This window comes from Acidobacteriaceae bacterium (assembly GCA_028283655.1).
In the GTDB taxonomy this organism is placed as follows: Bacteria; Acidobacteriota; Terriglobia; order Terriglobales; family Acidobacteriaceae; genus Granulicella.
On the sequence record JAPWKE010000003.1, the window covers coordinates 581438 to 602794 of the forward strand.

At 59.3% G+C, this 21357-nt stretch carries 12 protein-coding genes; 5 read left to right on the forward strand and 7 right to left on the reverse strand.

Annotation, left to right across the window (positions count from 1 at the left end; genetic code table 11):
- Positions 1–47: 47 nt before the first annotated feature.
- Both PW792_05240 and PW792_05245 read left to right on the forward strand, forming a co-directional pair.
- Positions 48–1535: a sialate O-acetylesterase gene (locus tag PW792_05240; GenBank protein ID MDE1161336.1), complete on the forward strand. Its 1488-nt coding sequence runs from the start codon at positions 48–50 to the stop codon at positions 1533–1535.
- A gap of 27 nt (positions 1536–1562) precedes the next feature.
- Positions 1563–3647: a polysaccharide deacetylase family protein gene (locus PW792_05245; protein MDE1161337.1), complete on the forward strand. Its 2085-nt coding sequence runs from the start codon at positions 1563–1565 to the stop codon at positions 3645–3647.
- Here PW792_05245 and PW792_05250 read toward each other — a convergent pair.
- Together PW792_05250 and PW792_05255 are read right to left on the reverse strand one after the other, a co-directional pair.
- A complete protein-coding gene (locus tag PW792_05250; protein MDE1161338.1) occupies positions 3644–3814 on the reverse strand; it encodes a hypothetical protein in 171 nt (56 codons plus the stop codon). The two genes, PW792_05245 and PW792_05250, sit on opposite strands and share 4 nt — an antisense overlap.
- Positions 3815–4406: 592 nt before the next feature.
- Positions 4407–6734: a hypothetical protein gene (locus PW792_05255; protein ID MDE1161339.1), complete on the reverse strand. Its 2328-nt coding sequence runs from the start codon at positions 6732–6734 to the stop codon at positions 4407–4409.
- Between the two features lie 503 nt (positions 6735–7237).
- Between PW792_05255 and PW792_05260 the strand changes: the two genes are divergently transcribed.
- A complete protein-coding gene (locus PW792_05260; GenBank protein ID MDE1161340.1) occupies positions 7238–8533 on the forward strand; it encodes a hypothetical protein in 1296 nt (431 codons plus the stop codon).
- A gap of 83 nt (positions 8534–8616) precedes the next feature.
- Here PW792_05260 and PW792_05265 read toward each other — a convergent pair whose 3' ends face one another.
- The 5 genes from PW792_05265 to PW792_05285 all read right to left on the reverse strand — a co-directional run bounded on the left by PW792_05265 (position 8617) and on the right by PW792_05285 (position 18079).
- The gene (locus PW792_05265; protein MDE1161341.1) at positions 8617–10059 is read right to left on the reverse strand and encodes a TolC family protein; all 1443 of its coding nucleotides are present in this window, start codon (positions 10057–10059) and stop codon (positions 8617–8619) included.
- The gene (locus tag PW792_05270; GenBank protein MDE1161342.1) at positions 10059–13256 is read right to left on the reverse strand and encodes an efflux RND transporter permease subunit; all 3198 of its coding nucleotides are present in this window, start codon (positions 13254–13256) and stop codon (positions 10059–10061) included. The genes PW792_05265 and PW792_05270 overlap by 1 nt, the downstream gene beginning before the upstream one ends.
- Entirely contained in the window at positions 13257–14501 is a 1245-nt protein-coding gene (locus tag PW792_05275; protein MDE1161343.1) for an efflux RND transporter periplasmic adaptor subunit, read from the reverse strand. It lies immediately after the preceding gene.
- Positions 14502–14693: 192 nt separating this feature from the next.
- A complete protein-coding gene (locus PW792_05280; protein ID MDE1161344.1) occupies positions 14694–15050 on the reverse strand; it encodes a hypothetical protein in 357 nt (118 codons plus the stop codon).
- 101 nt (positions 15051–15151) lie between these two features.
- Positions 15152–18079, reverse strand: a complete 2928-nt coding sequence (locus tag PW792_05285; protein MDE1161345.1) for an LssY C-terminal domain-containing protein — start codon at positions 18077–18079, stop codon at positions 15152–15154.
- 340 nt (positions 18080–18419) lie between these two features.
- Here PW792_05285 and PW792_05290 point away from each other — a divergent pair, with 340 nt between their 5' ends.
- Positions 18420–19892: a glycoside hydrolase family 28 protein gene (locus PW792_05290; GenBank protein ID MDE1161346.1), complete on the forward strand. Its 1473-nt coding sequence runs from the start codon at positions 18420–18422 to the stop codon at positions 19890–19892.
- A 35-nt stretch (positions 19893–19927) separates the two neighbouring features.
- Positions 19928–21337: an alpha/beta hydrolase family protein gene (locus PW792_05295; protein ID MDE1161347.1), complete on the forward strand. Its 1410-nt coding sequence runs from the start codon at positions 19928–19930 to the stop codon at positions 21335–21337.
- The last annotated feature ends 20 nt before the right edge of the window (positions 21338–21357 follow it).

Consider the following 21357-nt stretch of genomic DNA (forward strand, 5'->3'; position numbering starts at 1 on the left):
TCGAGATTTGGATGATGGAAAAGAAGAATCGGCTAATAGGAATGGCGATGTTGCTCACCAGCCTCTGCTGTGCGGCGGGTCATGCGAGCGTGCGCTTGCCGCATCTGCTGTCGGATCATGCGGTGTTGCAGCGCGATCGCCCCATCCACGTTTGGGGATGGGCCTCGCCCAACGTGCGTTTAAAAGTGGCATTGCATGGACAGAGTAGTGAGACCCTAGCGAACCCGCTCGGCGAGTGGAGCGTCTATCTCAAACCTGAGAGTGCTGGCGGTCCCTATACGCTCTTGATCACCGGAGACGGTGAAGAGGTGAAGCTACAAGACCTTCTCATTGGTGACGTCTGGCTGGCTTCAGGACAAAGCAACATGCAGTTCCCATTGCAAGGCTTCACGGGCGCTCCCATGAAAGATCAAGCTGCAGAGATTGCAGCTTCGACGCATCCGCGCATTCGTTTGCTGCGCGTGGAGCAGGGAGGCAGCGATACTCCGAAGGCCGATCAGCCGAGTGTCTGGAAAGAGTGCATTCCTGAGAATGCCAAAGATTTCTCTGCTGTCGCTTACTTCTTTGGCAGGGAAATCTCCGGCCTGCAGAACGTTCCCGTGGGATTGATCGACAGCGCCTATGGTGGAACGCCTGCGGACTCCTGGTTGTCACTGCACGCGTATGGCGCGGACGCATCCCTGCAGCCCGCGCTGGCAACGTGGTCACGTTTCGCGGACGAACAAGCGAATCTGAGTGATGTGATCGCGATTGAGCGTGAAGAGGACGCGACCGCGGTGCGTGAGGGCAAGCCTAAGCCGTCGCATCCGTGGCATCCCTTCGCGCAGTCCTGGCAACCGTCCGCTCTCTACAACGCGATGATCGCTCCGTTGACTCCGTATGCGATTCGCGGATTCCTCTGGTATCAGGGCGAGACGAACTCTGCGCCGGATCGCGCACCGCATTATCAGAGCACGCTCAGTGCGTTGATTCGCGACTGGCGCAATCGCTTCGATCAAGGCAATCTTCCGTTTCTCTACGTGCAGATATCCAGCTTCTCATCGCCCAGCGAAGATTGGGCGATGCTGCGCGATCAACAACGACGGGCTCTTGATAACGCGAATACCGCGATGTCTGTCACCATTGACGTCGGCGAAGCTACGAACGTCCATCCTGCGGACAAGCAGACGGTCGGAGCACGTCTTGCTTTAGCCGCGAGGCATCTCGTGTATGGCGAGAACCTCGTATCGAGCGGTCCGCTCTTTCGACAGGCGACGGCGGAGATGAACGCCGACGGCTCGAAGAGCATGCGTGTCTGGTTCGATGATGCCCACAGCCTTTCCTCGCGTGGCGCGCCTCTGAGTTCGTTTGAAGTGGCAGGCGCAGATCACAAGTTCGTTCCCGCAGAAGCGGCGATCGAAGGCGATACGGTTCTGGTGAAAGCTGCCGCTGTTCAGGACCCTCGCTTCGTCCGTTTCGGCTGGAGCAGTGTGGTTGAGAGCAATCTCTACAACGAGGCCGGGCTTCCCGCCTCCACCTTCACCTCTGAGCCGTAAGTGAAGCAAGAAGGATCAGCATTCGAGATGAAAGGCACCATTATGGATTCACTACTTCGTTTCGTCAGCCCTCGCCACTCCATGAGGCTGGGGCTACTTGTGACTATGCTCTGCGGCGTGATGGCGACGCATATCTCGCTCTCCGCGCAGACTGCTCCCAGCGCATCTGCAGCACCGCTAGTGGAGAGGGCTGAGATACCAACCGGACTGACGCCAATCTCCGTGCACAGCGTGGGCCGCACGAAGCTGGCAAGCGATGGTATGTACACCTATCAGTGGCCGGGAACGTACTTCCTTTTCGCCTACGAAGGGTCGGCTGTCTACTTCAAGGTGCAAGGCAAGCAGGACCTGCACATCTTTGTGGATGGACACAACACGGCACTTACAACCGACGGGCAGTCGTCGACCTATCGCATCTCGACCCCGACCGGGGGAGCGCATGTCGTGCGCATCGACTCTGTGAACGAAAGTTCATGGGCACCGGAGCAGCTTGGTGGCTTCGCCGTTCCCGCAGGTGGCAAGGGAATCGACTTCCCGGTGAGCAAGCGGCAGATGGAGTTCATCGGGGACTCGCACACGGTTGGCTATGGCAATATGTCCCCCTCAAGAGAATGCACTGCAGACGAGTTGTTTGCTCGCACCGACACAACGCACTCGATCGGCGCGGATACAGCGCTGCATTACGGAGCGAACTATCAGATCAACGCCATCTCCGGTCACGGCGTGGTGAGGAACTACGATGGCGGAGCTGGTGATCCGGTGCCTGTCGCTTATCCGTTCCTGCTGCTGGACAAGAAGGAGAAGTACGACGATCCGAGCTGGAACCCGCAGGTCATCGTGATTGCGCTTGGTACCAACGATTTCTCCAATCCGCTTCACCCGAATGAGCCGTGGAAGAGCAGGGACGAGCTTCACGCAGCCTACGAGAAGACCTATGTTCAGTTCGTCGAGCAGGTGCGCAAGCGCAATCCCAAGGCGTTGATCGTCCTGTGGTCTACGAGCTACTCCAATGGAGAGATTGCTTCGGAGGTGCAAAAGGTACTCAGCACGTTGCATGCCGCGGGAGACAAGCGTGTGGACTTCGTTCAGATCGGTGATCTGTCGATGTCGGCATGTCACTACCATCCGTCTGCGTCGGATGATCTGCTCATCAGCGGCAAGCTGATTCAGGATATTGATTCTCACCCGGATGTGTGGCCGGATGGTCATGCTCCGATCAAGGCACCGAAGCAGACCCAGACCGTATCGAAAGTGGAAGTCCCTGCAGGAAAGGCACCTCTTGCGATCACGTGGGATGATCTTCCTGCTCATGGCGAGCTGCCGAAGGGACTCACGCGGCTGGAGCTCACGAACGAGATCATCAAGGCTTTGCGCGACGAGCATGTACCTCCCGTCTACGGCTTTGTGAACGGAAGTATCACTGCATGGGAGCCGCAAAGCGAAGCTGTCTTTCGTGCTTGGACGGAAGCAGGAAACCTGCTCGGGAATCACACGTGGTCGCATATGAATCCAGGCGACCACACCACCGCGGAGTACAAAGCCGACATCGACAAGAACGAACCTCTGCTCAATCACTGGATGGAGAACAAAGACTGGCATTGGTTCCGCTACCCATTCCTTGCGGAAGGCAAAACGCCGGAGCAGCAGAAAGAGATTCGGTCTTACCTTTCAGAGAAAGGCTACAAGATCGCTGCTGTGACGCTTAGCTTTCCCGATTACAACTGGGATGCACCCTATGTTCGCTGTCTTGCGAAGAATGACACCGCGCAGGTTGCGAAGTTGGAAGACGAGTATCTGAAGGCCGCGCGTGATGCGGCGCTCTACTCTCGGAAGCTCTCTTCCACTCTCTACGGGAAGGACATCCCCTATGTTCTTCTGCTGCATGTGGGGCCGCTCGACGCGAAGCTTCTTCCTCGAACTCTTGCTCAGTTTCGAGAGATGGGTTTCAGTTTCGTTCCCTTGGACCAAGCTGAGTCGGATCCGTTTTACGAAGCAGACACGAACCCGCAGATGCCCGGCAATTCATCCTCTCTCGTGGGAGAAGCCTACAAGCGAGGATCCGCGTTGCCGCCTGCACCGACGTTCCCGGATTTGGAAAAGGTCTGCCGCTAGCGGGCGAGGCGTGTCAATGTTGATCCAGCATAACCTGCTGCCTTCACAGGCGGCAGGCCATTGCCTTCGACGCCACGTTTGAGCAACCGCTCAGCGAGTGTTGAGAGCTTCTCCGGATCATTGTGTTGACTATGGACGATCTGCATCTGGCGCACCGTGAAGCGCACCGAAACGCAGCGTCCACGTTTGACCAGCGTCAGTGCGTCGCCAGCCAGACGAGGTGACTTAAGAGTGCCAGGAGCCCCCCGGCCCCGCCTTGCGGGAGGGTTGGTTAGGGACGTTATGAAGGGGACCCGGCTATGTTGAGAATCTCCAATTGAGGTCAAAATGCACTTCGCCGACCCAGTAATTGACCGCACATTGGCGACACTCGCGCCGCAGTTGGCTACAAACCAACGTGGGTCAAACTTGGGTCAGATTTGGGACGGTTATGTGTTCTCTCGCGTTCAGCTAGGTTCGTTGTGTATCGAAAAATGCCCGTAACTGATTGAAGATTGCCCGGTCAGCATTTTCGCAACGAGGAGGTCAGCGGTTCGATCCCGCTCAGCTCCACCAACAACATCAAGCGTTCGCTTGATGTTCCACGAAGAAAATCATTCGCCTAATTCATCGTTATTCTCCAGTGGTTGCGTATTTTCGGCGCAGAGATTACGCCGTATGCCCGGCTGTGGCCGATGTATTCACGCTATGAAGCTTCTGCGAAAAAAGAGGCCCATGCTGCATGCATGGGCCTCTCTTTGTACGGGGTTTGCTATGAGGTTAGGGCTTCATCCCGAGAGTGCCGTTCGCGGCGCCAACGGAGAGTGGTGTGACCAGCGGAACGCCTGCACCAACGAGTTCCAGAATGCCGGTGCCGGTGCTGCTGTTTTGCCCGATCCAGACATTGCCAGTCGGGTCCACCGCGAGGCCGCGAACTCCCAGGGGCAGCAACGTAGCTGGCTTCTGGAAGCCGCCTGTCGAGACCCCGTAGCCGCCAGTGCCAGAGGCTGAAGTGGGTGAGAGTGCATCCCCTGCGGCGCTGACCTCGCTCACCGAGAAGAGCCCGCTTGTGGTGGCACCGCTGACCCAGTTGCCGGTGGCTGCGGTGGTATTGCCTTCCCACTGATTGCCCGCTCCGTCGACGGCTACGCCGCGTGTCGAGAGGATGCCGCCGAACCCGACGGCGCTCACTGACGCGGTTGCCTGTCCAGGCGTCGCGGCGGTGGGGGTGACTGTGCTCCAGCGGTAGCTGTTACCTGCGCTCCCGGACCCCGCGCCATTGGCCGAGTAGATGATGCCGTTCGGGCCAACGGCCACACCGTAGGGGTTGTAGATCGTGGGTGTGGAGCCGGTGAGGTTTGCCGAGAGGGTCGCGATGTTGGACGTTTCGAAGCCGGCGTGCGTGCCGTCGCTTGTTCCGGAGGCGTAGGTTGCGGCGGTGGTGTCGTTGCTTGGGTAGATCTGAAAGAACCCTTCGGCTGACGGGGTCCCGACGTGGACGATTGCAACCCAGAGGTTGTCGGAGCTGTCGACGGCCATGAAAGTGGGCAGGGAGAAGACGGTTGCGATCTGTTGCGTAGAGATATTGGTGGGGGTAGAGCCTGCGACGCCTGCACCGGCTAACTCATTCACTGAGCCAGCGGTGGTACTGAAGGTTGTGGGCGAGGTGGAGGCAGAGTAGAAAATGTTTCCGTGTCCGTCCGCCACAATGGCCTGTGGTGCCGCCGTGGAAGAGGTTATCCAGGTGGAGTCAAGTGTGCTTGCCGTCGGGCTCCACTTCAAGAGGTTGTAGTTGGAGTCGACCTTGGACCCGGAGGCGACCCAGACGTAGCCTGCGGGGTCGATGGTGAGGCCAGTGGCGATGGGCGCGGCTCCACCGAGGCCGCAGGTGAGTGGCGTTCCCGTGGAGGAGATTTCGAAGAGGTTGCCAGCGGTGGCGATGTTAGCTCCCCACACGTTTCCATTGGCATCAATGGTCGGGTTGTTGACCCCGTTGAGGAACTTCGCCGTGCTGGTGGTACCGGCACCGGACTTGAGCGTGCAGGTGTTGGTGCTGCTGTAGAAGACGCCGACAGTCCAATCAGTGGGAGCCGTACTGTACGTGGGCTGGAATGGAGCAACTCCCGTGGGCAGGTCGAAGAGCGCGTTCATGTTTGTGGCGCTCTGGCCGCTTGAGGGGTTCGTCAGCATGAAGTAGAGTGCCTGAACCGTATCTTCGTTCTCTGCGGTAATGGTGGAGAAATCCTGCATCGGCTGGCTGGTAAACGAGGCTACAGGTGGCACCGCGCTTGCGAAGAGCGTGGTGCAGGCGCTGGCGGCGTTGCTGGTGTTGTTCACACAGGCAGCGAGAATGTTTGCCAGCAGATTGACCTTTGTCGTTTCAGGCGTGATGGTGACGGTAATGTTGCTGGAAGAGCCGTCAGGAGTGGCCGTGCTGGTGTTGCTGGTGACGGCGGCGCCTGTAGCGATGTTGGCAAGGTTGCTGATCGCGGCAACGCCGTTTGCAAAGCCAGTCGCTGCCTGCGCCGTATTGGGATAGCCGAAGGATTCTGTAGCGGGGTTGAAGTACTGTTGCAGCCCGGCCATGGTAGCGACGGAGGTGACTTCATTCATGTTCACCAGAAGCGAAGCGACGGTGCTGCACTTGCCAAGCGCAATCACGAACGCAGCAGCAGAGTTTGTGCCATTGCCCACGCCCTGGGTTTCGCCACCACGTGCGACGAGGTACATCTGCGGATCGGAGTCGGCTGTGTTGCCGGTCGGGCAGGTGTAGCTGGAGGTCAGCGGTGTAACTGGACCGGAAGTTGGCGAAGAGCCTGGCGTGAGCTGGGTAAACGCAAAGTTACCCGAAGGTGCAGCGGAGGTGGTAACGGCATAGGCCGTGGCTGTGGAGCCGTAGCCTGAGGTGCCAGCGGCGTAGAGGGTGACCGTTGCGCCGATGATGGGCTGATTGCCGCCATGTACGTTGCCGCTCATGGCTCCCCCTTGAACAAAGGAGTTGCCGCCCGAGACGGTGGGGCTAAGGCCGGTGCTGCAGCCAGCAAGCAGAGAGAGTGTCAGAGCGGTGGCCGGGACGAGAAGGCGACCGAAGAGCGAGAAGCTGGGCATCAGAGATCTCCTGGAAACAGGACGCACAGGAAGAAAGTCACAGTGGGTCACGAGGAGCGTAGCTCTGGATCTGCAGCGGAGGTACGAGAATCACAGTGGCAACACGGGGAGCTTGTGGCCGCACTTTTCGGACGAAGCGGCAGAACTGAATTGACGGTGCGCATGCGTGTCATGGAGCGAAGCGTTCATCCTCTCGTCATAGAGTTGCGTTGAAAGAATCTCGAACTGCGATGATGTTGAGCCATCATTCTTTGTTTTGTCATGAAGCTGTAACTCTTGGCAGGGTGTGCTGGCATATTCACCATGAGTTCATGGTGGAAGGGGGTGAGCTGTCTTAGCCTTGAGAGCACGCAAGAGATTTTTTTACGCCGGAATTGTCTTTGGGAAATGAAGGATTAGTCCTTACTTTTCGCGCTTTCTCACGGGTGAAGAGCGGCGTCGGAAAGAAAATTCCGCAGGTGCGGTAAGCGGACGAGTTATATATCGCAAGAAGGAACGGAAAGATGTCCAGCGAGCTAGGGGAGATCGAAGTTTCAACGGCCGAGACTGTAGAGAACGGACTTGAAGCGATGAAGCGTGTGCTCGCAAGCAGAAGCTTTGCGCGTGCACCAAGGCTTTGTTCGTTCCTGCAATACATCGTGGAGAAGTCAGCCGAAGGTGATGTCGAGAGCTTGACCGAGCAGCAGATTGGAATTTATATCTTCCAGCGGCGGCCTGGCTATAACTCAAACGATGACAACATCGTGCGCGGAACGGCGAGAGCGCTACGGCAACGGTTGGCAACGTACTACCTCACCGAGGGCGCAGGGGACTCGCTGCGGATCGAGATTCCAAAGGGCGCGTACGTGGCGCATTTTGTCGAGCTGCCGATTGAGCAAGAGGCGGTTCCCTCCGAAATCCTGCAGGCCGTAGAGCCTCCTCCTCCGCCTGTTCTGGAAGAGGTCGCCGTCGTACCTGCAACTCGGCGTCGTCTGGCATGGTTCGGGTGGGCTGTAGCGTTGGCGTGCGCGGCTGTAGCGGTGTGGCCATATGCGCATGAGCGTTGGGTGGAGGCGCATGACCCGGGCCACTTATTGTGGCGAACGTTGTTCTCTCTGGAACGGCCAACGTATCTGGTCGCCGGCGATGCAGGCTTGAATATGTACGAGACGCTGGGTGGTCGAACGGTCGCACTCCCTGAGTACTCTCAGCAGTTTTATGCGGACAGTCTGAAGCCCGACGCGACACTCGTGGACAAGCTTGGAACTCGGTTTTACACGCCGATGTCAGATTTACAGTTGGTGTCGAACCTGGTCCGTTTGCCGGAGGCTGCTCGGAACCATGTAAATGTACGGTTCGCACGCGACCTCGCGGCAAGCGACATCAAGGACGCGAACCTGGTGTTGATGGGCACGCGAAGCTACAACCCATGGACGGAGTTATACAAGTCGCAGCTAAGTCTGCAGATGAACTGGGATGGCGCGGAAGATACGTTCACTGTGATAAACCGCATGCCGCTGCCAGGCGAGGAGTCCTCTTACGAGTGGAGCGTGCGACGGGGCGCGAAAGGCGCGTTGACGTTGATTTCTTTGACTCACAATCCGCAGGGAAGCGGGCGCGTCCTACTGGCGGAAGGAACAACGATGGCCGCGATGTTTGCAGCGACAGACTTCCTCTCCAACAAGCAGTTGCGCGATCCAATCTTGCTGCGGGCAAAGCACTCCGACGGCACATTGGGGGACTTTGATGTGTTGCTGCAGAGCGACTTCATTCGAGAAGGTGTGAGCAACTTGAAAGTGCTGGCCGTACACATCCGGTAGGTCTCTCGATACAAGCGTGAAGCAGAAAAGAAGCGGCCGAGGCACGCGTTGAACGCATATCCCTCGGCCGTTAGTCCTTGCAGCTACTGTCCGGTCTGGTAGCGGATAGCGGCCAGCGATCCCTGGTACGAGTAGCGAGCGCTGGTGAGCTGTATCTGCGCTTGCGTATCGAGCAACTGGGCCTGCGAGAGTTCCACTATGGAGCTTAGCCCCAGATCGTAGCGTGTCTTCGCCAGCTTCAACGCCGTGGACGACTGCTGAGCAAGTTGCTCCGCAACGGCTATACGGTTGAAGTTTGACTGCGCCTGTAGAACAGTCGTTGTCACGTCGCGAGCGATGGTGTCGTGTGCCTGCCGAACGTGCTCATCCGCGGCCTTCGCTTGGAGCTTGGCTTCGTTGTAGCGTGCGCTATATAGGAAGCCGTTGAAGACCGGCACGGAGAGGTTAACCCCGACGGCGCCGTAGACATTTTGCGTGATCTGCCCGTCATGTGTGGGTGCTGTACCGACGGCACCGAGTGCGCTGATCGAAGGAAGGGAAAGGTTGTGTTCAGCCTTTGCAAAGTTATGCTCGGCCTGTGCTGTCTGGTTCAGACTTCGGAGATCCGGGCGTGACTTGAACGCAAGTGTGACGAGCGGTGCGGCTTCCGCTGGAGGAAAGGCTGGATGGTTGGGTGTCTCGTCGACGAGACGGTAGACGGTGGAGTTTTCATCGCCGAGCAGCGCTGAAAGTGCTGCCTGGGCTTCGACCGAGTTATTGCGTGCATCGAGCAGTTGAAGCTGGGCCTGTGCGAGGTCTGCGTTGGCAAAGCTCAGGTCGAGTGTGGAGCGAAGACGAGCCTTGGTAAGTGCGCCGATCTGATTTGCTGTTGCACGACGTGTGCGAACGTTCTGCTGTGCGACTCCGATAAGCGCCTGGGCCCCGAGTGCACGGTAGAAGGTAGTTTCAACCGCAAAGAGAATGTCGTCGTGTGTGGCGGCGAGTGTGCTATCTGCCGCCTTGGCTCGCAGACTTGCCGATGCGACGAGGTTGCGTGTCCGTCCGAAATCTGTGAGCAGTTGGTTGAGCGTAGCGCCGAAGGCGGCGCGTGTGTAGAGCACAGGGTTGTTGAGCGCGCCGGCGGTGAGTCGGCCTCCGTTATCGGCCTGCACGGCGGTGGCAGCCGCACTGAGCGTCGGCATGTAGGCGGCGCGGTTCTCCCGCGTAACTTCACCTTGCGCGAGAGCGGTAAGGCGAGCGATGTTGATACGCGGGTTGTGCGCCAACGCAAGCTGTTCGGCCTGCGCAAGCGTGAGAGTGGGGGCGTCGGCCGGGACGACTGGTGTATTCGATTGGTCGAAGCTGTCCGGCAGTTCGTGAATGCGCGGCTCAACGCCCGGTGGCGTTGGCTGCTGCGATGCAGGTTGTTGCTGAGGCTGTGCTGCAGGCGCACCGTTATCGGTGGTGACAGGAGTGGTGGTCACCTGCGCCGAAGCGAAAGTGACCAAAGCGAAGGGGAGAAGCAGCCGCGTCGAGAAGATAGACATTAGACCGCCTCCGCGAGTGTTTCGCCGTGCGGTTGCAGCGGCCGGTTGCGATGGATGAGAAGGTACGCCGCGGGCACGATGAAGATGGTCGCCAGCACCGAGAAGGAGAGTCCGCCAATGATGGCGCGTGCCAGCGGAGCATACTGCTCAGAGCCTGCTTCGAGAGCAAGCGCCATGGGGATCATGCCGAGGATGGTGGCGAGGGAGGTCATCATGATGGGACGCAGACGAACGCGGCACGCAGTGGCAGCTGCCTCTTCGATAGGCATGCCCTCCAGGCGTAGCGCTCGTGTGAACTCTACGATGAGGATGGAGTTGGAGACGACGATGCCGGTCATCATCACAACGCCCATCAGGCTCATGACGTTGAGCGTCGTGTGCGTGAGGAGCAGGAACAGCACCACACCCGCGAGCCCAGGAGGGATCGCCAGCAGGATGATGAGCGGGTCAAGGAACGAGGAGAACTGCGCCATCAGCACGAGATACACGAGGATGACCGCGAGGATGAGTCCAACGCCGAAGCTTGTGAAGGACTTGTGCATCCCATCGACCGCGCCGCGTGTGGTGACGATGAGGCCATGTGGGATGGGGGTTGCGTCAACAACCTTCTGCACGCGTTTCGCCGTGCCGGCAAGGTCTTCGGTGGAGGGTGAAACGTAGAGGTCGATAACGCGGCGGATCTGGTAGTGGTCCACTTCTGTCGGTGTCGTGACCTCTGTGATCGTCGTTGCTGCTCCAAGGTTGGTGTCAGACTTTGACCCGCGTGCCGGGGTTGCCATGAATGGGTTGGAGGTTGCCGCACCGAGGTTCCGTGCCGTGAGAGGAATCTGCTGGAAGTCGGTGAGAGACTTCACCGCACTTTCGGGATACTGCACGGTGAGCAGATAGTTGTTGCCACTCTTGGGATCGACCCAGTACGTTGGCGCGATCATGCCGTTGGAACTGAGCGCGGTGATGACGTTGTCGATAACTTCCTTCGAGTCGAGCCCGAGACGTGCGGCGATCTCGCGGTTCACATCGAGACGAAGGCCCGGGTAGTTGACGTCCTGCGGGATCAGAACGTCGGAGACGCCCTTGACGTTACGCAACTTCGCCGCAAGCGTTGCTGCCGTAGCGTAAGCCTGCTGCAGGTCCTTGCCGCCGACCTGAATGTCGATCGGTGCAGGCATACCCATATTCACAACCGAATCGACGAGGCCGCCGGTCTGGAAGTAGGTGCTGAGTTCAGGCAGATCGTCGCGAAGCTTGGCGCGTACCTTGTCGATGTAATAGAAGCTCGACTTGGAATGCTCTTCCTTGAGCGAGACCTGCACGAACGCCGTGCTCATCGTGGAGTTCGGTGTGTAGATCGCTGAGAAGTCCGGCGTGATGCCGATGTTGGAGACGATCATGTTGAGGTCCTTGGCCGGGACCACGGAGCGGATGTCGCTTTCAACGCGTGCGATGTACTTATCCGTCAGTTCGATGCGCGTGCCAGCCGGAGCTTTCACGTTGATGACAAACTGTCCGGGATCCGTACGCGGGAAGAACGACATACCGAGGAATGGGAAAAGCGACAGCACACACGCAATGACGATGCCTGAGATCGCGAGTACACGCTTCGGATGTTTGAGCGCGCGTCGGATGGCGCGGTCGTAGTGCATGAGGCAACGGTCGTACGCCTGGTTGAAGCGACGTACGAATCGTTGGAAGAGGCTGATGCCGTCGTGGTGTCCAATCTCATGATGCACGTTCTTGATGAACTTCGCGCAGAAGAGCGGAACGACTGTCATGGCCGAGGTATAGCTGGCAAGGATGGAGAGCACAACGGCCAGCGCCAGAGCGACGAAGAGGAAGCGGCTGACGCCGTAGAGGAAGATGACAGGAAAGAAGACGATAGCTGTTGTGAACGTAGCGGCGAGCACAGGCAGCGTAACTTCGCGACCGCCGATCTCTGCGGCCTCGCGTGCTGGTTTCCCCATCTCCATGTGACGGAAGATGTTTTCGAGCACGACCACGGAGTCGTCGATGAGTCGTGAGAACGCAAGTGCCAGTCCGCCAAGCACCATCGAGTTGATCGTCATGCCGAGCATGTTGAGCACGATGAACGCAGCGAGTGCTGACAGCGGAATGGAGAGCATCACTGCGATCGTCGCCTTGCCGTTACCAAGGAAGATGAGAATCATCGACGCGATCAGCACCAGGCCGATAAGACCTTCAGAACCCAAATTCTTGATCGCGGTTTTGACGAAGACAGACTGGTCGAAGACCACCTTCGCTTTCAGCGTGGAGGGAATGTCGAGCAGGTGTTTGAGTGCTTCTCGAATACCGTTGACGACGGAGATGGTGTTGGAGCCGCCACCTTGTTTCAGGATCGGCAGGTACACCGACTTCTGCCCATCAATGCGGACAATGTTTGTCTGGATTGCGCTGGCGTCCTTGGCATAGCCAATGTCGGAGATGAGCAACTGTCCGTTGCCGACAGTGCGCAGCGGAAGACGATCGATCTCCTGCGTCGTCGGCAGCTGCGAGTTGGTGTAGATGTTGTAATCCTTGGGTCCGATGCGGACGTCACCAGCAGGAAGGATAGCGTTTGCAGAGTTCAGTGAACGTACGACATCCATCGGCGAGAGCTGATGCGCTTCAAGCTTGATGGGGTCGACGTAGACCTGAATCTGGCGATACTTGCCACCGAAGGGCTGAGGCACAGAGGCACCGGGAACATTGGCGATCTGGTTGCGAACGGTATATTGGCCAAGATCGTGAAGCTGGGTCTCATTCAGCCCCGCGCCCTTGAGCGTGATGAGGCAAACGGGCAGCGAACTGGCGTCGAACTTCAACACCACGGGAGGAAGTGTGCCGGGTGGCAATCTTCTCAACTGCGCCATGGCCAGGTTGGAGATCGTGCCAACGGCTGCGTCGGCGCTGGTGCCGGGCTGGAAGTAAACCTTGATGAGCGAGACGCCGGTGAGCGAGCGCGACTCGATATGGTCAATGCCTGAGCCGAGTGTGAAGAAGCGTTCGAAGGGGTTGGTGATCGTGGCTTCAACCTGCTCGGGCGGCATACCGTTGTAAAAGGTGGCCACGACGACGACAGGAATGTCGATCTGCGGGAAGAGGTCGACGGGCATGCGTGCGATCGTGGTGGACCCGACAACGGCCACGACCAGGCACATCATGATGATGAAGAAGGGGTACTTGATGGAGAAGCCTGACATTTATTTGCCCTCCGCATCTGCGATTGCCGATGGCTTGGGAGTCACTGTCTGGCCTTCGGTGTAAGCGCCAAGGTTGGTCGCGATGATGCGGTCACCTGCGTTGAGACCGGAGACGATCTCGATGCGGTTTGCGGTGGAGATGCCCGTCTGCACATCGCGCTTGACGATATGGTTCCCGCTGTCGATGAGCATGACAAAGGCATGTTGGTTGCTGGTGTCGACAGCGGTAATCGGTACCGCGAGAGCATTGCCTGCACGATGAATGTCGAGCATTACCTGCGCGTACATGCCAGGCGTGATGGAGTGGTCTTTGTTCGGTACATCCACTTCGACCTGCATGGTGCGCGTGCTGGGATCGAGTGCTCCTGTGGAGCGTGTGACTGTGCCCTGGAAGCTGCGATGCAGCGCGCCGACGTTGATGTTGGCGATATCTCCATCGTGGACGAAGCTGGCGAGCGACTCAGGCACCGGCAGGCGAAGTCGTAGCACATCAACCGAGGCGACCTTCACGACAGGCGCTGCGGTTGCGTTAGATGTCCCTGCCTGGATCAGGGCGCCGGGGTCTGCATAGCGTGCGGTGATGATGCCGCTGAAGGGCACGGTGATGCGCGAGTAATCCGCCATCGACGAGACCTGCGTACGTTGCGCCTGCGAAACATTCAGCGCCTGTTGCGAGGCTGCGAGGCTGGCCTTGGCCGCTTCAACGGCCGACTCTGAAGCGCGATCACGGGCGCGGGCGTTGTCGAGTTCCTGCTCGGCAATAATGCCGGGCTGCATCTTCGAGGCATCCGCGAGACGTTGCGCGGCAGAGTGCAGCGCGACGTGGTCCGCCTCCGCGCGTGCGAGTTCGCCGCGAGCATGAGCAATGCCTTCTCGCGACTGCGCAACGCCTGCGGTTGCGCCAACCACCTGCGCGTTCAACTCGGGCACATCCAGTGTGGCAACCACCTGGCCCTGCTTTACGCGGTCGCCGATGTCGATCGTGATGGAGCGGATGTAGCCCGCGACCTTGGCATGCAGTTCGACCTCTTCCCACGGAAGAAACTGTCCGGCGACGGTCAGTTTGTTGGCGAGTGCGGTCCGCTTTGCCGTGACGACGGGAGCGACGGGAGCGGTTTCCTGCGAAGGCTGGTCGCCTTCTTGCGAGTGGCAACCGGCAAGGGTAAGTGCGGCAATAGCGATAGCCGTGAAAGCAGCGGCTGCAGCAAGAGGACGGTCAGCGATGGACAGACGGAAAGTAGGCATGAGTTTTTGGGCGCTCTTGGGCAAAGTAGGGAACAACGTACTCGCGATTGAGACACCGAAACGGTGCCTGCTTATCGCGCAGAGATGCGAGTGGAATGCCTGCAGTACCGCACAGAGATCAGCAACGCAGAAGGCGCAGAACAGCGTTCCAAAGCGAACGCTGAACAGAGCGCACAGCGGTGGCTGAGCGGTTTACAGGCGTGACGAAGCTGGAGGGGGCCTTGCGAGTTGCCGCTTGCGATATCCTTCACGCGCCACAGCGACCACAGGGCGGGGTTCGCTGACGACGAGCACCGCCACCGCAGCTACGAACGCTGCAAAGGCCGTGGCAAACGCCGTGGTGAGATCAATGGCAGGTAAGGCAAAATCCAGCGTCGCAAACTCGGCACGCGCAGCTTTCATGCTGGCGATCGGGTGCTGTCGCTGAGGATGTGGCTTGTACCAGGAGGTCTTGGCGATCAGCGCAAAAGCGACCACAAGCAGACAAAGCAGCGCGCCAGAGAAAAGGCGGCGGTTCGTCCTGCGATCGGCGGATGCGATAGGTCGCACGGGAGAAGTGTAGCACGCATATCGCGAGGCGACTGAAGTGAACGTGAAACGCCCCGCAGACTATCTTGCTGAGTCTGCGGGGCGTTGGGTTTTCTCGAAAGTTAGAAGGTGAAGGCAATGCCCATCGTGGCGCGCTGCTGGAAGAACTTCTTGTCCGGGCTTTCATGGAAGATGAGGGCGTCGTAGTCGCCCTGGAGGTCATCCGGAATCGCTTCCTCGTAAGAGTCGCGGATGATCTGCGGGTTCTTCGACCAGGTCTCTCGCCAATCCATGCGCACCATGATGCGCGGCGTCACGCGGTACTTGATGCCTGCACCGTACTCGAGTCCGGGTTGGAAGATGCCACCGCCATCGAGCGGCGGCGTGTTGCCGAAGTCAAACGCTGCTTTGAAGAGGCCGATGTTCTTCAACCCGAGCGTGTACACGCCGGCGGGCTTCTTCAGCGGCGCGTCCGAGAGTGCGATCAACTGCAGCACCGGACCCGCAGCGATGTACGGACGCCAGCGTGAGGTCGGCGGACGGAAGTGAATGAGTGTGTTGTATTCGAACTGCCGTGTCACAAGGCCAACCGTCTCAGACGCTTCGTCAATCACCGCGTCGTCGACGTTCGTATCATTGCCCGGCACAGCGATGCTAATGCCGTTGAGCCTGTACTTGCCCTGCTGGCGGAAGTAGCCGAACTCGTTCGACACCCACTTCCAGCTGTTCAGCGTGACGGTGAAGCCTGCGGTCCATCCATCGCCCACTTCATCGCCAAAGCCTGCAACATAGGTTGGGTTCGCGGGGTCATCTGGAACCAGCGCAATGAGATCGCTCTCTAGCGAAGCATTGCGGAAGCGGATGTAGCCACCGTGCAAGGCAATTTCGTAATGCGGCGGAGCCCAACGCTGGGCAGCGGTCATAGTTGTTTCGCGCTGCAGCACTTCCTTGGCCTCGCGGTGATCCTGCGGTTCGCCGTAGGCCAGCGAAGGATCCGCTTCGGAGGCTTCCGTGCGATACCAGGAGCCAAGGCTTCGTGGAGCATCCTTTTCATGCAGAAAGCCACGCACCTTGATGCCGCCATCGACGCCCTGGTAGACCACGTTGCCGCGGTAGATGTCGTTGCGCAGCGTCAGCATGGTGTTGCGGATGCTGCGTTCGAAGAGGTTCGGGCGAACGGCTGGTGTCGGGAAGGTGATGTGCGGCTGTTCGCAGCCGTTCATCTGCAGCACGGCGGTTTCTCCGTCGGTGCGCAGGCGATCGCCGGTGGAGTTATACGCGTCGAGCGGAACCCACGGACGCTCGACCATCTGCAGACCATCGACACAGTGTGTGAAGACGAGGTCATTCACCACCTTGCTGCGTTCGTTGTCGATGTAGTGATCGATGACATGGATGAGCGTCCTCTTCTTTCGCGAGAACGCGATGCCTGTGTCCTGCGTGCTCGAGGCCGTCAGCACAGGGACGCCTTCATAGCGAAGGCCCGTGTCGAAGATGCGAAGATGATGCCGCGAGTTGAAGGTGTTGGTCGTCTTCGTAAAGGTGTAGAGCGGTTCTTTGCCGTTGAGCAACAGCATAGACATCGGCGCTTCGCGATAGACCTCTGTGCCCGAGACCGAGCGCATCGTGGAGAAGGTCGACGCGGCTGTCAGCGTGTCGGCTTTGACCCATCCCGCAGAGGTGAACGCGCGCGCGACCTCAGCAGGTGTACCGAGGAAGACGAGGTTCGTCAGATCCGAAGGATGATTGCCCGTCTGCGTCGCCGTGCGGTAGGGAAGCGACTTTACCATCGCGGCAAGCCCTGCCTGATCCGCAGAGACGGTGAGTGGAATGGAGGGCGTGAAGGTCGTTTCCGTAATGACCGGCGCGGCGAAGCGCATGATCATCTCCGTCCCGGCAGGGTAGAGAATTTCAGACTCCGCAAAGCCGAGCACCGCTGTACCGGAGGCCTGCAGCGCGATGTACGCGATGGGGTCGACCTGCGCGAGGGCAACGATCTTTCCTTCAGCCGAGTGGCCCAGAGTTCCCGTGGCGCGCACGCCGTGGATCACGCCTTTGCTGTCCACGCTCTCGTTCGCATTGTCCACAGCCACGATGTACGCGTCGATGGGCATGGAGGCTGCTGCCGGAGGCTTCGCTGTGGTGAAGTGCAGAGCTAGTGCGGCACGCTCGTGACCCATGCCATAGTGAACGCCATGGGCTTCCACGATCGTTCCGTCGATGGTGGTGCCCTGCGGCAGATACAGCTTGCCGCCGATCATCGCGGGCGTAATCAATACAGCTTGAATGCTCTGGCCTACCTTGGCCGTGCGCGAGTTCAGCGGAGCGAGCAGGCGAACGGTCAGCCGTGTGTCAGCAGGAATGCCTTCGGTTGTTTGCAGGGAGGCGCGAGAGATCGTTTCTGTCTTCTCGCCTTCGTGCAGCACAACATTCTCGCTATCCAGCGTCCATGTCACCTTCGTGGCCTCGGTGCTTACCGGCTGCAGGTACGCTGTGCCGGTGGGCAGCAGTTGCAGCGTTCGCGGGCCAACCTTATAGATGCGGTTCAGTAGTGGTGCCCCGGTCACTTCTGCCAGCGTATACGTCTGCTCGCTTCCGTTGCTGTTACGGACATGAAGCGTCTGGCCGTCCACCGTAGGATTGCTGGCACCCGTCAGCACAGCGCGAATCGCCTGCGCGTCGGCGATGTAAATCGTCGGCTTGCCATCCTGCTCACCTGTAAGGAAAAAGACGGGGAGTCCATGCTCATCATGGGCTTCTTTGAAGGCTGGCGCCATCATTGGAAGCGCCCCAAGCGTGTGTCGCTCGCCTGTGTCGATGTCATACAGGCGAAGCTGAGGGCCTTGCTCGCCCTTGCTTCCCGCAGGTGTCACAACAAGCGCGCTCTCACCGGCTTCCGCGAGCCAGCCCAACCGGCCGTGCGCGGTAACGGTATGGGGTTTGCCGTCCACCGTTGCAACAACCTTGCCGTCGCTGTGCCCAGGGGCAATCGCGACAGTGAGGGAAGTGGCCTTCGGCGGAGCCGTTTGGGCCTGCAGATTCAGTGACATCACGAAAAGAGCCGCAGCTCCGCATTGATAGGCAATTTTCCGTTGCATCGTCTTGCTCAACCTTATCCAGTGGGGTTCTTTTTTACCCTACGCCAACTTTGTCGCAAGACGAACCCCACCAAGGTGTCAGTGGCAAAGTTGTACTTCGTTTATCGACCAATTCGCAGACTTGTTGCGTTTTCCATGTCGAAGGCCACGAGAGCGGGACATGGGGGAGGCTCGCTGTCCGGGTAGATCGTCGTAGGGCGGACATGCTATTTTTCATGCGTCGGAAAAATCCCAGTGGACGCGCGCGGAACGGATAACGCTGTCCATTTCGTCGGCCCATAAAGGACACGCCATGAACGCAGAACAGAACTCCCGCAGAAGATTCCTCAAGGGCGCATCCGCGCTGTCGCTGGTAGCCATGCCCGGCGTGTTGACTGCAAAGACGCTCTCTACGTCATCTGCGCCAGAGACCGCAACGCCTGGCGGTCAGCGTGCACAGATAAACGTGCGCGACCTGGGCGCGACCGGGGACGGGAAGACCAAAGATACGTTGGCGTTGCAGCAGGCGCTGGATCGTTGCAATCTGCTTGGTGGCGGCGAGGTCCTCGTTCCGCCGGGTGAGTATCTGACCGGTGCGCTCTTCCTACGCTCGAACACCACCCTGCATCTGCAGGAGGGAGCAAGCCTGCTCGGCTCGCCCGACATCAACGACTATCCCTTGACGCAGGTGCGCTGGGAAGGCCGTTTTATCAAGGGCTACGGCGCGTTCATCAACGCGAACTCTGCGGAGAACGTAACGATCACAGGGAAAGGCCGCATCCTTGCCAGTCCAGCTATTCCTGGTCGCGTTCGCAATGCAGACGGCTCCGAGATCGTGCGACCACCTGCGGGAACACCTCACGGCCCCACCTCCAGCAACAGGGTTGCGCGCCGCGACATTATTCGCAACCCCGCGCTGATGGAGTTCACACGCGTCCGCAACCTGCTCGTCGAAAACATCTACACACAGGGCAACGATATGTGGTCGACGCACCCACTGTTCTGCGAGAACGTCACCTTCCGCAACCTCACCATCATCAGCGGTGCAGACGGCATCGATGTGGACTCGTGCAAGCATGTGCGCATCGACAACTGCACCTTCGAGACGAAGGATGACTGCATCTCGCTGAAGAGCGGGCGCGGCATGGAAGGCAACGTGATCGGCGTTCCCTGCGAAGACGTCCACGTCTCGAACTGCACCTTCAACGACTCTGGCTTCGCCTGCATCGGCATCGGTAGTGAGGCCTCAGGCGGCGTTCGCAATCTGCTCGTCGAGCACTGCAAGTTCACCGGCGCGCGCAGCTATGCCATCTATATCAAGAGCCGCATTGGCCGTGGAGCCTTCATCGAAGACCTCACATTCAATGATCTCGACGTTTCAAATACAAGGCAGGGCTTCCTTCGCTTCAACCAGACGGGCAGCGGGTTGCAGGACCCCGCACCTGTGGCCGGGATGGACGGCGTTCCTCACTTTGCACGCTTCAAGTTCACCAACATTCGCGTGACGGACGTTCCCGTTCTCGTACAGGCGGATGAGATTGACGGTGACAAGCCTCTGGATGGTCTTCTGCTGAAGAACATCAGCGGTACGTGCGCAAAGGGAATGTTGTTGGCAAACATCAAGAACGCTGACCTGAGCGAGATCCACGTCACCGGCTTCACCGGCCCGTTGCTGAGCACGTACAACGTCACCGGCAAGGGCCTGGCGAACGCCGCAACGCTTGAAGCACCAAAGCCAACACCACCGACTCCGCCGCTGCAACCGCCCTATGTGCTCGGACAATAACTGTCGGCAAAAGGCGAAGAACACGAGAGGCATGGATGAACCGCAAAAAACTACTGGCCGCTATCACCGTACTCTCCACCGCATCGCTCGCTGCACAGACCGCGAGCAGCGTTCCTTCGCGGCCCGACCCGAAGGAGATTCCGGTACCTGCCATCAAGACAGGCATGAAGCCCATGCCCGGCCCGGATGCTCTTCCCACGCGCACGGCTATGCCTGATCCGTTGGTGATGAACAACGGTCAGCGTGTGCGGACCATGAAGCAGTGGCAGCAGCGTCGGCAGCAGATACGCGCGACGCTCGAGTACTACGCCGTTGGTCAGGCGCCTCCGCCTCCCGGCAACGTGAAGGGCCGCATCCTGCACGAAGAAGTGGTGGCTGCCGGCAAGGTGCGCTACCAGTTAGTGCATCTCAGCTTCGGTCCGCAGCAAAGCCTTGGCCTCGACATCGGCATCTTCACTCCCATCGGTGTGCCTGCTGCGCCGGCCATCATCTCGCCTTCGGGCACGCCGCCCGGAGCGACACAGCTTCCTCGCCTGGCGCAGGGAGCGAACCAGGGCAAAAATCAGGACGTGCTTCTCGTCACCGGCCCGATGACCTCGGCTCCAGTCGCCGCAGCCCCCGGAGCGCGTGAAGGGCAGGCTCTTCGCGCAGGCCAGCATGCACGCACGGCAGAAGAGATCGCCACCACGAATCCCGCCATTCTTCACGGCTATGCGTTCGTCACCTTCAACTACAACGACTGCGGCGAAGACACCACGTTGCGCCTCCCCGACGGTAGCTGGGCGTATCGCACAACGCGCTTCTTCCCCGCGTATCCGCAGTACGACTGGGGTCTTCTGCGAGCGTGGGCCTGGGGTGTCTCGCGCATCGTCGACTATCTGGAGACCGATGCCGCCGTGGACAAGACGAAGCTCATCGTCACCGGCGTCTCACGCACCGGCAAGTCCGCGCTCATCGCCGGTGCCTTCGATGAACGCATCGCGATGATTGCACCCGTCGCAAGCTCCGGCGGAGGCACCCCTGCCTACCGCTACAGCGGCCACGGTCGCGGAGGCAAAGAGGGCCTCGACGAGATGGTGCGCAAGTATCCAAACTGGTTTTCCGACCACCTGCACCAGTTCTGGGGGCAGCAGGACAAACTGCCCTTCGACGAACACTGGTTCCTTGCGCTCTGCGCTCCGCGTCCCACCATCTCGCTCGAAGGCACGCACGACCAGAACGTCAACATCAACGGCGTATATCAGAGCTTCCTCGCCGCTCGCCCCGTCTTTGCCTTCCTTCATGCGGAGGACAAACTCGGTGTCAGCTTCGCCAATCGTCCGCACGGCCTGGTGCAGGGAGACTGGGACGCGATGCTCGCGTTCTCTGATAAGTTCCTTCTCCACAAGCCCGTCGACCGCGACTTTTCTACGTTTCCGCCTGAATTGCTAAAGCCTGAACAGTAGAAACGCTGCTCTCGCAAATG

What these genes read in the sequence shown, in the direction of transcription:
- PW792_05265 (MDE1161341.1), bottom strand. Translation starts at nt 10,059, where the DNA reads ATGTCTATCTTCTCGACGCGGCTGCTTCTCCCCTTCGCTTTGGTCACT.
- PW792_05260 (MDE1161340.1), top strand. Translation starts at nt 7,238, where the DNA reads ATGTCCAGCGAGCTAGGGGAGATCGAAGTTTCAACGGCCGAGACTGTA.
- PW792_05270 (MDE1161342.1), bottom strand. Translation starts at nt 13,256, where the DNA reads ATGTCAGGCTTCTCCATCAAGTACCCCTTCTTCATCATCATGATGTGC.
- PW792_05285 (MDE1161345.1), bottom strand. Translation starts at nt 18,079, where the DNA reads ATGTCACTGAATCTGCAGGCCCAAACGGCTCCGCCGAAGGCCACTTCC.
- PW792_05290 (MDE1161346.1), top strand. Translation starts at nt 18,420, where the DNA reads ATGAACGCAGAACAGAACTCCCGCAGAAGATTCCTCAAGGGCGCATCC.
- PW792_05255 (MDE1161339.1), bottom strand. Translation starts at nt 6,734, where the DNA reads ATGCCCAGCTTCTCGCTCTTCGGTCGCCTTCTCGTCCCGGCCACCGCT.
- PW792_05245 (MDE1161337.1), top strand. Translation starts at nt 1,563, where the DNA reads ATGAAAGGCACCATTATGGATTCACTACTTCGTTTCGTCAGCCCTCGC.
- PW792_05295 (MDE1161347.1), top strand. Translation starts at nt 19,928, where the DNA reads ATGAACCGCAAAAAACTACTGGCCGCTATCACCGTACTCTCCACCGCA.
- PW792_05240 (MDE1161336.1), top strand. Translation starts at nt 48, where the DNA reads ATGTTGCTCACCAGCCTCTGCTGTGCGGCGGGTCATGCGAGCGTGCGC.
- PW792_05275 (MDE1161343.1), bottom strand. Translation starts at nt 14,501, where the DNA reads ATGCCTACTTTCCGTCTGTCCATCGCTGACCGTCCTCTTGCTGCAGCC.